At 62.3% G+C, this 14,103-nt stretch carries 12 protein-coding genes; 2 read left to right on the forward strand and 10 right to left on the reverse strand.

What is annotated here, in order from left to right; translation table 11 throughout:
• Window positions 1-108: 108 nt before the first annotated feature.
• On the forward strand, window positions 109-1,002 hold the full coding sequence (locus KI235_RS06620; RefSeq protein WP_003198494.1) for a helix-turn-helix domain-containing protein: 894 nt from the start codon (window positions 109-111) through the stop codon (window positions 1,000-1,002).
• A 7-nt stretch (window positions 1,003-1,009) separates the two neighbouring features.
• On the opposite strand, the gene KI235_RS06625 is transcribed toward KI235_RS06620, so the two are convergent.
• From KI235_RS06625 to arcD (KI235_RS06650), 6 genes are all read right to left on the reverse strand, one after another.
• Entirely contained in the window at window positions 1,010-1,186 is a 177-nt protein-coding gene (locus tag KI235_RS06625) for a hypothetical protein (protein ID WP_003198496.1), read from the reverse strand.
• A 258-nt stretch (window positions 1,187-1,444) separates the two neighbouring features.
• Window positions 1,445-1,804 (reverse strand): DUF5064 family protein, encoded by a 360-nt coding sequence (locus KI235_RS06630; protein ID WP_003198498.1) that lies wholly within the window; start codon window positions 1,802-1,804, stop codon window positions 1,445-1,447.
• Window positions 1,805-1,869: 65 nt separating this feature from the next.
• The gene (gene arcC, locus KI235_RS06635) at window positions 1,870-2,799 is read right to left on the reverse strand and encodes a carbamate kinase (RefSeq protein WP_212795599.1); all 930 of its coding nucleotides are present in this window, start codon (window positions 2,797-2,799) and stop codon (window positions 1,870-1,872) included.
• A 156-nt stretch (window positions 2,800-2,955) separates the two neighbouring features.
• Window positions 2,956-3,966 carry an ornithine carbamoyltransferase gene (locus KI235_RS06640; RefSeq protein WP_003198502.1) on the reverse strand — a complete coding sequence of 337 codons (1,011 nt, stop codon included), beginning with the start codon at window positions 3,964-3,966 and terminating at the stop codon, window positions 2,956-2,958.
• Between the two features lie 84 nt (window positions 3,967-4,050).
• Window positions 4,051-5,307: an arginine deiminase gene (gene arcA / locus KI235_RS06645; RefSeq protein WP_003198506.1), complete on the reverse strand. Its 1,257-nt coding sequence runs from the start codon at window positions 5,305-5,307 to the stop codon at window positions 4,051-4,053.
• A 31-nt stretch (window positions 5,308-5,338) separates the two neighbouring features.
• The gene (gene arcD / locus KI235_RS06650; protein ID WP_212795600.1) at window positions 5,339-6,766 is read right to left on the reverse strand and encodes an arginine-ornithine antiporter; all 1,428 of its coding nucleotides are present in this window, start codon (window positions 6,764-6,766) and stop codon (window positions 5,339-5,341) included.
• Window positions 6,767-7,162: 396 nt separating this feature from the next.
• On the opposite strand from arcD (KI235_RS06650), the gene arcD (KI235_RS06655) reads away from it, so the two are divergent.
• Complete coding sequence (gene arcD, locus KI235_RS06655) at window positions 7,163-8,590, forward strand: arginine-ornithine antiporter (protein ID WP_027912045.1); 1,428 nt, start codon at window positions 7,163-7,165, stop codon at window positions 8,588-8,590.
• Window positions 8,591-8,729: 139 nt separating this feature from the next.
• Here the strand turns inward: arcD (KI235_RS06655) and KI235_RS06660 are convergent, their stop codons facing one another.
• The 4 genes from KI235_RS06660 to KI235_RS06675 all read right to left on the reverse strand — a co-directional run bounded on the left by KI235_RS06660 (window position 8,730) and on the right by KI235_RS06675 (window position 14,075).
• Window positions 8,730-10,076 (reverse strand): CoA transferase, encoded by a 1,347-nt coding sequence (locus KI235_RS06660; RefSeq protein WP_212795601.1) that lies wholly within the window; start codon window positions 10,074-10,076, stop codon window positions 8,730-8,732.
• A gap of 34 nt (window positions 10,077-10,110) precedes the next feature.
• A complete protein-coding gene (locus tag KI235_RS06665) occupies window positions 10,111-10,551 on the reverse strand; it encodes a YbaN family protein (protein WP_033028171.1) in 441 nt (146 codons plus the stop codon).
• Window positions 10,552-10,720: 169 nt separating this feature from the next.
• Window positions 10,721-11,311 carry a biliverdin-producing heme oxygenase gene (locus KI235_RS06670; RefSeq protein ID WP_003198514.1) on the reverse strand — a complete coding sequence of 197 codons (591 nt, stop codon included), beginning with the start codon at window positions 11,309-11,311 and terminating at the stop codon, window positions 10,721-10,723.
• 169 nt (window positions 11,312-11,480) lie between these two features.
• Complete coding sequence (locus KI235_RS06675; RefSeq protein WP_053161976.1) at window positions 11,481-14,075, reverse strand: TonB-dependent receptor; 2,595 nt, start codon at window positions 14,073-14,075, stop codon at window positions 11,481-11,483.
• Window positions 14,076-14,103: the final 28 nt, after the last annotated feature.

The following is a 14,103-nucleotide window of genomic DNA, read 5'->3' on the forward strand; positions in this document are numbered from 1 at the left end:
ATTTTTCGCTTGCGGACCTGTCAGTTGAAGGGGAAAACTGAGCCGATACCTGTTCTTTTTACCAATTGGTGCGATTATCGCCCGCAACCCCAGGCCCGGATCCACGTTATGAAAAAACCTGACCTGCCTTCGATCCCGGTGTTCAAGCTCTATGGCGAGAGCCAGGAATGGCCGACGCCGGACTTGTTGCACTGCGAGACCATCTCCAAGCGCAGTCGCGAGCATCAATGGGAAATCAAGCCTCATCGGCATGCCGATCTGTGCCAGTTGTTGTTTGTCTTCAAGGGCCAGGCGGAACTGGAAATCGAGGGCCGGCGCACGCTACTCACCGAACCGGCCGTGCAGATCCTGCCGCCGCTGTCGGTCCACGGCTTTCGTTTTTCCGAGGATGTGGAAGGTTACGTGGTGACCCTGGCGGCGCCGCTGGTCACGCACCTGCAAGCGCAACTGGGGCATTCGGTCAACGTCCTGGCCCAGGCCGAAAGCTACCCCGCCCTTGAGAATGCCGAGTACCTCAACAGCCTGTTCAGCGCCTTGCAGAATGAGTACGTGGGGCATCAACCGGCGCGGGAAATGCTGATGCATGCGCTGGTCAGCGTGATCATGGTCTGGGTCAGCCGCCAGGTGATGCAGCGACACACCCAGGCCCAGCGCCCGCAACGGGCCCGGGAATACCTCAACGGCTTCATTCAGTTGGTGGAAGAAACCTATCGCGAGCACGTCAAGGTCGAAGACCTGGCCCACCGCCTGGGCATTTCCGTGTCGCACCTCAACGGCACTTGCCGGGAACTGGCGGGGCAACCGGCGTTGCAGATCATGCATGAGCGCCAGTTGCTGGAAGCCAAGCGTCTGCTGACCTACACCGGCATGACCATCTACGAGATTTCCGAAATGCTCGGGTTTTCCGACCCGACCAACTTCACCCGGCTGTTCCGCCGACGCGTCGGCATCTCGCCCAAGGCGTTCCGGGACCGGCTCAAGACCGATCAACAGGACGACTGACCACGCCTCAGCGCAGGGCGTTCAGGGTTGCGCTGTGGGGGATGCACCGTTCGAAGTTGCAACTGGCGTATTCACGGGGCAGTTGCCTGGCCTGCTCGACCCGGTAGGCCGCGGTGCCGTACAGCGCAAGCGTGGCGGCGCAGGTGACGAAAATGGCGAGGCGTCTTTTTATTTTAATGTTCATGGCGGTGACCTCTGAACGAATACCCGGGGGTACTACTTTCAGAATAGGTCAGCCGTGGCGAGTTGCCAGCCTGGCAGTGAGTGCGTTTAACCCGATATTCAGAGCACTGATAACCCTTGTGGGAGCGAGCTTGTGGGAGCAAGGCTTGCCCGCGATGCAAACACCTCGGTGTAACTGATAGACCGAGGCGATGCCATCGCGGGCAAGCCTTGCTCCCACAGGTCTGCTCCCACAAACAGGGGTAGGGGGGGCGGGCGGTTATGCCAGGTGTTCTGGTTTCATCGGGTCGCCCGGCTTGACGTCCAGTTGCTTGCGCACGTCCTCGAACATTTCGTCGTAGTACTTGTGCATCGAGCCGATGCTCGCGGTCTTGGGCAAGCCATACTTCTGGGCGACGCGCGTGGCATGGCGGGCGAAGTCGAAGGCCTGGTCCTTGGCCAGGAAGAACGTCTCGTCCAGGGACTTGTCTTCGACGGTGCCATGCACCCGGAATGACATGCCCGTGCCCTCCTTGCCGTCCTGATCGACCTTGTAGTCGATGAACAGGTTGTAGCTGAAGTCATCCTTGTTCAGCGCATGGCGCTCCATGTGCAGGTGTCCGGGTTCGAACATGGCCATAAGCAACTCTCCTTTGAAGGCATGGGGAGTAGGGCAGACCCTGGATCCGCCCCGCAAGTTTCCTGTTATCGATAAGCGATGCCAGGTGTCGCCGTGCTGATGCGGGTGCCGGCCTTGCCCTGGACGATCGCTTCGATGTTCGAGAGTGAACCGATCACCGCAACCTTGCCAGTGTTGCGCGCGAATTCGCAGGCGGCCTGTACCTTCGGCCCCATGGAGCCGGCAGCGAAGCCGAGCTTTTCCATTTCGTCGGGGTGGGCCTGGGCGATGGCTTTCTGGGTCGGCTTGCCGAAGTCGATGAACGCGGCGTTGACGTCGGTGGCGATCACCAGCAGATCGCTTTCCAGCTGTTCGGCCAGCAGCGCCGAGCACAGGTCCTTGTCGATCACCGCTTCCACGCCTTGCAGCTTGCCGTCGGCGTCGTACATCGTCGGGATGCCGCCACCGCCGGCGCAGATCACGATGCTGCCCTTTTCCAGCAGCCATTTGATCGGGCGGATTTCAAAGATGCGCTTGGGCCTGGGGCTTGCGACCACGCGGCGGAACTTGTCGCCGTCGGGGGCGATGGACCAGCCCTTTTCGGCCGCGAGCTTTTGCGCCTCGCTTTTGCTGTAGACCGGGCCGATGGGCTTGCTGGGCTTCTGGAAGGCCGGGTCGTTGCCATCCACTTCGACCTGGGTCAGGAGCGTGGCGAAGGGGACTTCGAAGTCCAGCAGATTGCCCAGTTCCTGTTCGATGATGTAGCCGATCATGCCTTCGGTTTCGGCGCCGAGCACGTCCAGCGGATACGGCGTGACCGAGGTGTAGGCCGCCGCCTGCAACGACAGCAGGCCGACCTGCGGGCCGTTGCCGTGGGCGATGACCAGTTGGTTGCCAGGGTGGATTTTCGCGATCTGTTCGGTCGCGGTGCGGATGTTGATGCGTTGATTGTCTGCGGTCATGGGTTCACCCCGACGCAGGAGGGCGTTACCGCCCAGGGCAACGACGATACGCATGGTGCTGTCCTTTCAAAAATGGAACGAGAACGCAGTGATGATCGTTCCCACGCTCTGCGTGGGAACTCCGCCCGGGACGCTCCGCGTCCCCTGTGACGCAGAGCGTCACCGGATGCATTCCCACGCAGAGCGTGGGAACGATCACTCTTCAAGCGCCTAGATATCCGCCAACGCCGACACCAGGATCGCCTTGATGGTGTGCATGCGGTTTTCCGCTTGCTCGAAGGCGATGTTGGCCGGCGATTCGAACACTTCCTCGGTCACTTCCACGCCATTGGCCAGGTTCGGATAACGGGCGGCGATGTCCTTGCCGACCTTGGTTTCGCTGTTATGGAACGCCGGCAGGCAGTGCATGAACTTCACCCGCGGGTTGCCCGAGGCTTTCATCATTTGCGCATTGACCTGGTAGGGCAGCAATTGCTCGATGCGCTCGTCCCAGGCTTCCACCGGCTCGCCCATGGACACCCAGATGTCGGTGTGGATGAAGTCCACGCCCTTGACGGCTTCCTTCGGGTCTTCGGTGATGGTGAGGCGGGCGCCACTTTCGGCGGCGAAGGCCTGGCACTGGTCGATGAAGTCCTGATGCGGCCACAAGGCTTTCGGCGCGCCGATGCGCACGTCCATGCCCAGTTTGGCGCCGATCATCAGCAGCGAATTGCCCATGTTGTAGCGGGCATCGCCCAGGTAGGCGTAGCTGATGTCATGCAGCGGCTTGTCGCTGTGTTCGCGCATGGTCAGGGTGTCGGCAATCATTTGGGTGGGGTGGAATTCAGCGGTCAGGCCGTTGAACACCGGCACCCCGGCGAACTTGGCCAGTTCCTCGACGATCTCCTGTTCGAAGCCTCGGTATTCGATGGCGTCGAACATCCGCCCCAGGACCCGGGCGGTGTCTTTCATGCTTTCCTTGTGACCGATCTGCGATGACACCGGGTCGATGTAGGTGACGTGGGCGCCCTGGTCATGGGCCGCGACTTCGAAGGCGCAGCGGGTGCGGGTCGAGGTCTTTTCGAAGATCAGCGCGATGTTTTTGCCTTGCAGGTGTGGACGCTCGGTGCCGGTGTATTTGGCACGTTTGAGGTCGCGGGACAGGTCCAGCAAGTAGTGCAGCTCGCGGTTGGTGTGGTGCATCAGACTCAGCAGGCTGCGGTTGCGCATGTTGAACGCCATGATGTGGATCTCCTCAGGTGTAGGTTATCCCCGGGGCCGGTCTCTGCCGTTGGATGCAGAGCAGTGCCGGCCCAGGCTCAAAGGTTAGTAATCGATCGGGTCGCGGATGATCGGGCAGGTCATGCAGTGACCGCCGCCCCGGCCCCGGCCCAGTTCGCTGGCACTGATGGTGATGACTTCCACACCGGCCTTGCGCAGCAGCGTGTTGGTGTAGGTGTTGCGGTCGTAGCCGATCACCACGCCCGGCTCCACGGCCACCACGTTGTTGCCGTCGTCCCATTGCTCGCGTTCGGCGGCGAAGCTGTTGCCGCCGGTTTCCACCACTCGCAGCGCTGGCAGCTTGAGGGCCGCGGCCACGGTGTCGAGGAAACTGCTGTCCTCGCGGCGCACGTCGATGCCGCCGGGTTTGCTCTCGTCAGGGCGCAGGGAGAAGGCGACGATCTGGCTCACCACTTCCGGGAAAATCGTGACCAGGTCGCGGTCGCAGAAGCTGAACACGGTGTCCAGGTGCATGGCGGCGCGGGATTTCGGCAAGCCGGCGACGATCACCCGCTCCACGGCTTTGTGCTTGAACAGGTTCAGCGCCAATTGGCCGATGGCCTGGCGGGACGAGCGTTCGCCCATGCCGATCAGCACCACGCCGTTGCCGATGGGCATCACGTCGCCGCCTTCGAGGGTGGCGTTGCCGTGCTCCTGGTCCGGGTCGCCGTACCAGACCTGGAAGTCAGCCTGGGTGAACTCGGGGTGGAATTTGTAGATGGCGCTGGCCAGCAGGGTTTCCTGGCGGCGCGCCGGCCAATACATCGGGTTCAGGGTCACGCCGCCGTAGATCCAGCAGGTGGTGTCGCGGGTGAACTGGGTGTTGGGCAGCGGCGGCAGGATGAAGCTGGAGTGCCCGAGGAAGTCGCGGAACATCTGGATGGTCTTGCCACCGAAGCTGTCCGGCAGGTCATCGGCCGAGACGCCACCGATCAGGAATTCGGCGATATGGCGCGGCTCCAGGCTGCGCAGCCACGAACCGACTTCGTTCACCAGGCCCAGGCCCACCGAGTTGGCGGTGATCTTGCGCTGCAGGATCCAGTCCAGGGCTTCGGGGATGGCGACGATGTCGGTCAGCAGGTTGTGCATCTCCAGCACGTCGATGTCGCGCTCGCGCATCTTGGTGACGAAATCGAAATGGTCGCGCTTGGCCTGGTTGACCCAGATCACATCGTCGAACAGCAGTTCGTCGCAGTTGTTCGGGGTCAGCCGCTGGTGGGCCAGGCCTGGGGAGCACACCATGACTTTACGTAATTTGCCGGCTTCGGAATGCACGCCGTATTTCACTTTTTCCGTGGTCATTACAAATCCTCCAGTTAGAACAATCAGCCAACTACAAGGTCAGGAAGCCGTCGTAGAGTCCGTAGGCCGCCACCAGGGCGCCTGCGATCACTGCGGCAAAAATCAGCTTCTCGACAGAGGTGAAAATCGGTTTGCCCAGCTCGTGCTTGGCCTTGGCGAACAGGATCGCGCCGGGGGCATAGAGCAGGGCGGAGAGCAGCAGGTACTTGATGCCGCCGGCATACAGCAGCCACACCGCGTAGATCAGGGCGATGGCACCGATGGCCAGGTCTTTGCGGCGCTCGGCCAGGGCGTTCTCATAGGTCTCGCCGCGCACCGCCAGCAGCACTGCGTAGGCCGCCGACCACAGGTACGGCACCAGGATCATCGAGGTGGCGAGGTAGATCAGTGACAGGTAGGTGCTGGCCGAGAACAGGGTGATGACCAAAAACAGCTGGACCATTGCATTGGTCAGCCACAGGGCGTTGGCCGGTACGTGGTTGGCGTTCTCCCGGCGCAGGAACTCGGGCATGGTGTGGTCTTTGGCGGCGGCGAACATGATCTCGGCGCACAGCAACACCCAGGACAGCAGGGCGCCGAGCAGCGAGATAATCAGGCCGACGCTGATCAGCACCGCGCCCCAATGCCCCACGACATGCTCCAGAACGGCGGCCATGGACGGATTCTGCAACTTCGCCAGTTCAGGCTGGGTCATGATGCCCAGGGACAGCACGTTCACCAGTACCAGGAACAGCAGCACGGTGATGAAGCCGATGACGGTGGCCTTGCCCACGTCGGTGCGTTTCTCGGCGCGGGCGGAAAAAATACTCGCGCCCTCGATGCCGATGAACACCCACACGGTGACCAGCATCATCCTGCGCACCTGGTTCAGCACGCTGCCCAGGTCTGGGTTCTTCAGGCCCCAGATATCAGCGGTGAAAATATCGAGCTTGAACGCGAATACGGCGATCAGCACAAACAATACAAGCGGTACGACCTTGGCGATGGTGGTCACAAGGTTGATGAATGCCGCTTCCTTGATGCCTCGCAATACCAGGAAGTGCACGGCCCATAGCAGGACCGATGAGCCGATCACCGCTGCGACGGTATTACCTTCACCAAACACCGGGAAGAAGTAGCCCAAGGTGCTGAACAGCAGCACGAAGTAGCCGACGTTGCCCAGCCAGGCGCTGATCCAGTAACCCCAGGCGGATGAGAAACCCATGTAGTCGCCGAACCCGGCCTTGGCGTAGGCGTACACCCCGCCATCCAGATCGGGTTTGCGGTTGGCCAGGGTCTGGAACACGAAGGCCAGGGTCAGCATGCCGACGGCGGTAATCGCCCAGCCGATCAGCACTGCACCGACATCGGCACTGGCCGCCATGTTTTGTGGCAAGGAAAAGATTCCCCCGCCGATCATTGAGCCGACCACCAGTGCAACCAGCGCACCCAATCGAAGTTTTCCGGGCGTATCAGACATTTGCGAGACTCCAGTGCAGGAGAAGAGAGTCAATAGACTAAGTCGATTTGAAAGTTGAATATCTGATCTGGATCAGTGCATGACAACATTCCATTGTTAATGAAGGAGTTAACACCGTCCGTTGGCGTCTTGAAGTTGCTCGAAAGGCCCGTTTCAGGGCCTTTGGCAAAGGGTTTGTGAAGGTTTTCTTGCCGCAGGATTATTCACGCTAGTTGATTTCCGTTGAGTCGCAACTATTTTGTAGGCTGCATTCGTGACAAAAAAATAACGGGCGTCATGGTCTTTTTAATTACGCTCTTGGAGAATGGTCGAGTCATAAGCCTTTGGACTTTGTGTGGATGACGTTATTCAAAAACGTTATGTCGCCTTATTTACTTAATTTAATAGTGAGAAAAAATGCCGCAGCCGATTGAAAAGTTGCCATTGGGCGCACTGATCGCACTGGTGGTGGGGTCAATGATCGGCGGCGGGATTTTTTCCCTGCCGCAAAACATGGCGGCTCGGGCCGATGTCGGTGCGGTGCTGATCGGCTGGTCGATTACTGCCGTCGGCATGCTGACCCTGGCCTTCGTGTTCCAGACCCTGGCCAATCGCAAGCCGGAATTGGACTCGGGCGTGTACGCCTATGCCAAGGCCGGGTTCGGCGACTACATGGGCTTCTCGTCTGCCTGGGGCTACTGGATCAGCGCCTGGATGGGCAATGTCGGCTACTTCGTGTTGCTGTTCAGCACCTTGGGCTACTTCTTCCCGGTGTTCGGCCAAGGCAACACGCCGGTGGCCATCGGCTGTGCGTCGTTATTGCTGTGGGCGGTGCATTTCCTGGTGCTGCGCGGGATCAAGGAGGCGGCGCTCATCAACCTGGTGACCACCGTGGCCAAGGTCGTGCCGCTGTTGATGTTCGTCGTCATGGCCGCCGTGGCCTTCAAGGCCGAGATTTTCACCCGCGATATCTGGGGCGCGATGAGCCCGGACCTGGGCAGTGTGATGGACCAGGTGCGGCACATGATGCTGGTGACGGTGTTCGTGTTCATCGGCATCGAAGGCGCCAGCGTCTATTCGGCACGGGCAGAGAGACGTGTGGACGTAGGGCGTGCGACGGTGATCGGGTTCCTCGGGGTATTGGCGCTGCTGGTGCTGGTGAATGTGTTGTCCCTGGGGGTCATGAGCCAGCCGGAACTGGCGAAGTTGCAGAACCCGTCCCTGGCCGGTGTCCTGGAGCACATTGTCGGGCCTTGGGGTGCGTTGCTGATCAGCCTGGGGCTGGCGGTTTCACTGTTGGGAGCCTTGCTGTCCTGGGCGCTGTTGTGCGCTGAAATCCTCTACGCCACCGCCCGGGACAAGACCATGCCGGCGTTCCTGACCAAGGAAAATGCCAACCACGCGCCGGTCAACGCGCTGTGGCTGACCAATGGCATGATCCAGCTGTTTTTGCTGATCACTCTGTTTTCCGCAGGCACCTACACCAGCCTGATCTACCTCGCCTCGTCGATGATCCTGGTGCCATACCTGTGGTCGGCGGCCTATGCGGTGCTGCTTTGCGCCCGGGGGGAAACCTACGAACAGGGCTCGGCCCGGCGCATGAAAGACCTGTTCATCGGTGGTGTGGCGCTGTGCTACGCGGTGTGGCTGCTGTACGCCGGCGGCGTGAAATACCTGCTGCTGTCGGCGTTGTTGTATGCGCCCGGGGTGATCCTGTTTGCCCAGGCCAAGCGCGAGCAGCGCCAACCCTTGTTCACCCATGTGGAAAAGGGGATTTTTGCTTGCGTGATGTCAGGGGCGGGCATGGCGGCGTATGGGTTGTACAGTGGGTTTTTGGAATTGTGAGGCTTACCGCGATGTTGAGGTGTCTCCTGTGGCGAGGGGGGGTATGTGGGAGCAAAGCTTGCTCGCGAAACAGGCACCTCGATTTCTGAGAGACCGCATCGCTTCCATCGCGGGCAAGCCTTGCTCCCACATCAACGCGTCACCAACGTGCTCTATGCGCGCCCAGTTCCGCCGCTGGCAAGGTCCATTGCAGCGGCGTCCCGGTGATTTTCAAGGGCACCTGCAGGCGATGGGCCGGTCCCCATGGGGTCTGTTCGACCACCAGGCCCTGATCATCCTCGGCCTCGGCTCGCAATGGGCTCGAATCCCCGACGCCACGCTCGATCAACAGCTTTGCCGTGCGTGCCAGTGACAAGCGTGCCGAGCCGCCGTGACCGCTTGCCAGGCGCCGGGACAACAACACCAGGGCGCTGGCCGCCAGCAGATAGCCGGTGCCGTGATCCAGCGCTTGCACCGGCAGTGGTGTCGGTTTGTCGGTGTGTTTCCAGCCCATGCCGGCTTCGGCGATGCCGCTGCTCATTTGCACCAGGCTGTCGAAGCCGCGCCGGTTCAGCCACGGACCGCTCCAGCCATAGGCATTGAGGCTGACGTCGATCAGGCCGGGGGCCATCTGCCGGCGCTGCTCGGCGCCGTAGCCCAGGCGTTCCAGGGCGTCGGCACGGTAGCCGTGCAAGAGGATGTCGGTGTCCTTGAGCAATGCCTCGAACGCCGCGCGATCTTCGGCCCGATGCAAGTCGAGGCGGGCGCAGCGTTTGCCCAGGGTGACTTCCGGCACCACGCCGGGTTCGTTCCAGGTCGGCGGGTCGATGCGCAGCACGTCGGCCCCCAGGCCGGCGAGGAAGCGGCTGGCGACGGGGCCGGCCAGCACGCGGGTCAGGTCCAGCACCTTGAGCCCCGCCAGTGGCTGGGTCACGGAGCCGAGCCAGGGTTTGCGCTGCTCTCCAGTCGTCTTACTCAGGTGCACCAGCGGCTCGGCATTGACCGCCAGGCCTTGGGGATGGGCCTGCCACGCTTGCCACGAACGCATCTCGGCGGCGCAACCGCCAGCGTCGACCACGGCCTGCTCCAGCTCGGCCTTGTTCCATCGGGCCACCCTGGCCGCCATGTCGGCGCGGTCGGTACAGGTGCCGAGAACTTTTTCCGCCGCAAGGCGATGATGCGGTGCGTTGGTGTGCAGGCGAATCCAGCCGTCGGCGCTGGCGTAGTCGCCGGCCACCGGGTCCCACATCGGCGGCACGCTCCAGCCGATGGGGCGCAGGGAGGTGGAGAACCAGAACGACGCCAGGCGCCGGTCGACCTCGACAGGCGCCTGGCGAGCGGTTTGTTGCTGGATGAGTTCGGCGGTCGCCTGCCCGGCCACGGCGATGCAGGCGCTGGCCAGCTCCGTGACGGCGAAGGCCGAGGGCAGCGCGCCGTCGCCAGTGAAGGTGATCGGGGTCGTGGGCAAACCGAGTGCGGTTTGCATGGACGTGAGCAGATCTGACATCGAAAGCCCTCCAGTACGAGAGGGCGATCATAGTTCAAAAATCCGTTGGGGGCCGCTTTGCGGCCCAGCGGGAACAAGCTCCCTCGCCACGAGAGCCCTTTGCCTGTTCCGGGCGCGACCAGATCCACAGATTGCCCAGGCCCATGCCGGCGAGTGCGAGGTAAACCGGCCAGGCGTGGTCGAGCAGCACCAGCATCAAGCCCGCGCAGAGCAGCATGCTGGTGGTGGCACCGACCTTGGCCCGGCGCGGGATGACCTTGCCGTTGCGCCAGTTGTGCAGCATCGACCCGAACAGACGATGGTTCTCCAGCCAGGCGCTCAGGCGCGGCGAACTGCGGGTCGCGGCCCAGGCGGCCAACAGGATGAACTCGGTCGTCGGCAAGCCGGGCACGACGATGGCGACCAGGCCGATGGCCAGGCTGGTGTAGGCGAGCAGGGCGAAGAGCAGTTGGGTGAGTTTTGAGGGGCGGTTCATTGGCTTGCGTTCTGGCATGCGAATTTGCGGTGTGATCACTGATTGTTATTCGCTGATATCCCTGTGGGAGCGAGCCTGCTCGCGATAGCGGTATGTCAGTCACATTGATGCTGACTGATCCAACGCCATCGCGAGCAGGCTCGCTCCCACAATGGAAAGTACGGACACTTCAGGCCAGTTCGGCCGCATAAGCGCGTTCCAGGAGCACCGTAAACCGGTTGAAGGCGTCCAGTGCGCCTTGGTCCGCCTCGGCTTCCTGTTGTTCGCTGAAGGCCAGGCCGTCGAGGGTGCGGGTGAAGGATTTCCAGCCTTCGGCGCGCCCTCCGGCAGGTTCTGCCAGGTGCCGGGCGCCGAAGGTCTCGCTCAATCCCAGGCCCACGGCACGCTTGATCAAGAACGCGGCGCCGAGCTTGGAGCCCTCGGAGACGAACAGCCAGCCCAGGGCTTCGGCCTGGGTCGGGTTTTTCACCGCACCGGCCACTGGCGCAGGGACTTCGGTGTCCAGGTCTGCCAGATCCGCCTTGGCCGCCTCTGCCCGGCACCGGGCCGGGAGGTCGGGGATCAGGGCGGACAGTTCGGCGTCGTTGTACAGCGCCACCAGTTCCGACTGGAACAGGTACTGAGCGACGACGAAACGGGCGAAGCTGGCCGGGGTTTCGAACGGGGCGTGGGCCTTGACCAGCGCGTCGAGCCGGCTGTGGGGCTCGTGGGTGATCTGGTTCAGGCGTTGGGAGCGTGAAGCGGGATGTTGTGTGGTCATGAAAAAAATCCTTCGAATTAGAACGGTGTGGCAAGGGGTGTGGGAGCAAAGCTTGCTCGCGAAACAGGCGCCTCGATCTCTGAAAGACCGCATCGCCTGCATCGCGGGCAAGCCTTGCTCCCACATGACTCTCCTCATCACAGGTATTTGTTTTGCCTGGCAAATCGAGTCAGATATCCCAGATCAGGTTCACCGCGAAGTTACGCCCTGGTGCCGTCAGGCGATCGAGATTGGCGGGGCTCAGCACCGCCGCTTCGCCGACGCTGTCGTAGCCGCGCACGTCGTCCCACAGCCAGTACTTCTTGTCGGTGAGGTTGTAGAGGCCGCCGCTGACGGTTACGTCGTCGGTCACCTTGTAGAAACCGCTCAGGTCGAGGATGCCGAAGCCCGGTGTCTTGAACTGGCTGCTCACGCCATCGGGCGAGTTGAAGTTGCTGTCGTCGACGCGGTCCTTTTTCTTGACCAAGGTCCAACTGAGCAACGTGCCGTAGCGGTCCTGGTCGTAGCCCAGGCCGAACACGCCGGTCAGCGGGTTGACGCTGTTGAGCGGCTCGCCGGTGTCGTTGTTGCGACCGTACGCGTAGGCCACCGAGCCTTGGGTGTACAAGCCCTTCGGTGCGCCAAACACGTCCAGTTCCAGGCGTCCCCTGGCCTCGGCGCCCTTGATGGTGGCGTGCTGGATGTTGTTGCTCTGGAAGGTCAACTGGTCGGCGCCGGGGGTGATGGCATCTTCGTTGATGAAGTCGCGGTACTTGTTGTAGAACACCGCCACGTCGAACGAGCCGGAATCGAAACGGCCGCGCAGGCCGGTCTCGTAGCTCTTGCTTTTTTCCGGTTCCAGATCGGGGTTGGGTTCTACGCTATAGCCGGCGCCGGGGTTGTCGAAACGACCGTACAGGGCCTTGGCGGTCGGGGTGCGAAAGCCTTCGGCGTACTGGCCGTACCAGGTGTACTCATCGCTCAGGGCGTAGGTCACGCCGAACTTCGGTGAGACGCGGTGCCAGGTCTTGTTCTTGCCGCTGACGTCACCGCCGCCGCTGGGGTCCACGGTGTTGAGGAATTCCTCGGTCAGGTGCGGCTTGAGCCGGGTGTAGTCGTAGCGCAGGCCAGGTGTGAAGGTCCATTTGTCCCAACTGATCTGGTCCTGGGCGAACAGGCTGTAGGTGTTGATGGTCGGGTCCGGGAAATCGCTGGCTTTTGCCAGCACGTCCCGGGTGCTGATGGCGCCTACCGCGGAGCAACCGACGCCGACCGCCAGGCACACGCCATTGCCGCTGCGCGAGCCGGTGACTTTCTGCTGCTTGAGGGTGGTGCCGTAAGTCAGCGCGTGATCGGTGTCGGCGACGCTGAAGGCCTTGTCCAGTTGCGCGTCGAAGACCCACTGTTTCTCTTCATAGAGGGTCTCCCGGGTGCGCAGGACCCGGCGGGTGATGGGGAAGTAGAATTCGGCGGTGCTCTGGTCGGTCTTGGCGACCTGGTGATTCAGGCTCCACTTCATGTGATCGGCCAGCAGGCTGTCGAGGGCGAAGCTGTGCTCCAGGCCGAAACGCTCGCGGGTGATGGTGTCGTTGCCGGTGCGCCACTGGTACATGCCGCCGGGCAGCACAGAGGCGGGGATGGCCGGTTGACCGTTGGCGTAGGGGCCGCCGTAGGCGCTTTTCAGGTCGCTGTCGCGGTCGTCCTTGTATTTCTCGTAGACCAGGCCAAGGCGTGATTCATCGCTGTAGTTCCAGCCGAGCTTGGCCAGCACGTTGTTGGCGCGCACGTCTTCGGGGTTGGCGGCGGTGCGGTCCAGGCCCGTGCCGTTGTGGCTGCCGTAGGATTCGGTTTCATGACCGTCGCGTTGGCTGTAGTGCAACAGGCCGTCGAACTGCCCGCTGCGGCCAGCGACGGTGGCGGACTTGAGCCAGCTTTCGTCGGCGGAGCTGTAGCCGGTCTTCAGGCGGGCGCCAACGTCTTGGCCCGGCTTGATGATGTCATCTGGATCGAGAGTGAAATAGCTGACGGCACCACCAATGGCATTGCTGCCGTACAGCACCGAGGCCGGGCCGCGCAGGATTTCCACGCGCTTGATGATTTCCGGGTCGACGTAGTTGCGCTGGGTCTTGGCGTAGGGGCCGTTGAAGAAGCCGCCGGGGATCTCCACGCCGTCGACCTGGGTCAGGATCCGGTTGCCGTCGATGCCGCGGATATTGTAGCCGCTGATACCGCCGCGCTGGCCCGCGCCGCCCACCGATACGCCCGGCTCATAGCGCACCAGGTCCTTGAGGGTATTGACGTTGTTGCGGTCCAGTTCCTGGCGGTCGTGGACGGTGACCGTGCTCGGCACGCTGGTGATGTCCTGTTCCTGGCGGGTGGCGCTGATGGTCACCTGTTGCAACTCCAGCGCGCTGCCGGCACTGCGTTTTTCCAGGACGATGCTGTTGTCGCCCAGCTTGCGGTAGCTCAGGTTGGTCCCCACCAACAGGCGCTCCAGGGCTTTTTCAGGTGGCAGCGAGCCGTTCACCCCAGGCGAGGCTACGCCTGCAGCCAGTTCCGCCGGCATGCCGACTTGCCAGCCGGTGACCGCAGTGAATGCATTCAGGGCCGAGACCAGTGGCTGCCGGGCGATGGCAAAGCTGTAGTCGCCCATGTTGCGTGCAGCGGGTTGCACGGTGGTGGCGGCCAGGGCGAGCGGCGCGGCGCCGGCCATCAGCAGGGCGGCGGTGAGCAGTGACAGCGTGCAAGAGGGGGCAAGGAACCGGCAAGTAAGACGAGAGGACATCGATAGCGCTCCGTGTCGCATCTGTTAT

It is taken from the genome of Pseudomonas sp. St386, assembly GCF_018325865.1.
Lineage (GTDB): Bacteria > Pseudomonadota > Gammaproteobacteria > Pseudomonadales > Pseudomonadaceae > Aquipseudomonas > Aquipseudomonas brassicacearum.

What these genes read in the sequence shown, in the direction of transcription:
- KI235_RS06620 (WP_003198494.1), top strand. Translation starts at nt 109, where the DNA reads ATGAAAAAACCTGACCTGCCTTCGATCCCGGTGTTCAAGCTCTATGGC.
- KI235_RS06625 (WP_003198496.1), bottom strand. Translation starts at nt 1,186, where the DNA reads ATGAACATTAAAATAAAAAGACGCCTCGCCATTTTCGTCACCTGCGCC.
- KI235_RS06630 (WP_003198498.1), bottom strand. Translation starts at nt 1,804, where the DNA reads ATGGCCATGTTCGAACCCGGACACCTGCACATGGAGCGCCATGCGCTG.
- arcC (WP_212795599.1), bottom strand. Translation starts at nt 2,799, where the DNA reads ATGCGTATCGTCGTTGCCCTGGGCGGTAACGCCCTCCTGCGTCGGGGT.
- KI235_RS06640 (WP_003198502.1), bottom strand. Translation starts at nt 3,966, where the DNA reads ATGGCGTTCAACATGCGCAACCGCAGCCTGCTGAGTCTGATGCACCAC.
- arcA (WP_003198506.1), bottom strand. Translation starts at nt 5,307, where the DNA reads ATGACCACGGAAAAAGTGAAATACGGCGTGCATTCCGAAGCCGGCAAA.
- arcD (WP_212795600.1), bottom strand. Translation starts at nt 6,766, where the DNA reads ATGTCTGATACGCCCGGAAAACTTCGATTGGGTGCGCTGGTTGCACTG.
- arcD (WP_027912045.1), top strand. Translation starts at nt 7,163, where the DNA reads ATGCCGCAGCCGATTGAAAAGTTGCCATTGGGCGCACTGATCGCACTG.
- KI235_RS06660 (WP_212795601.1), bottom strand. Translation starts at nt 10,076, where the DNA reads ATGTCAGATCTGCTCACGTCCATGCAAACCGCACTCGGTTTGCCCACG.
- KI235_RS06665 (WP_033028171.1), bottom strand. Translation starts at nt 10,551, where the DNA reads ATGAACCGCCCCTCAAAACTCACCCAACTGCTCTTCGCCCTGCTCGCC.
- KI235_RS06670 (WP_003198514.1), bottom strand. Translation starts at nt 11,311, where the DNA reads ATGACCACACAACATCCCGCTTCACGCTCCCAACGCCTGAACCAGATC.
- KI235_RS06675 (WP_053161976.1), bottom strand. Translation starts at nt 14,075, where the DNA reads ATGTCCTCTCGTCTTACTTGCCGGTTCCTTGCCCCCTCTTGCACGCTG.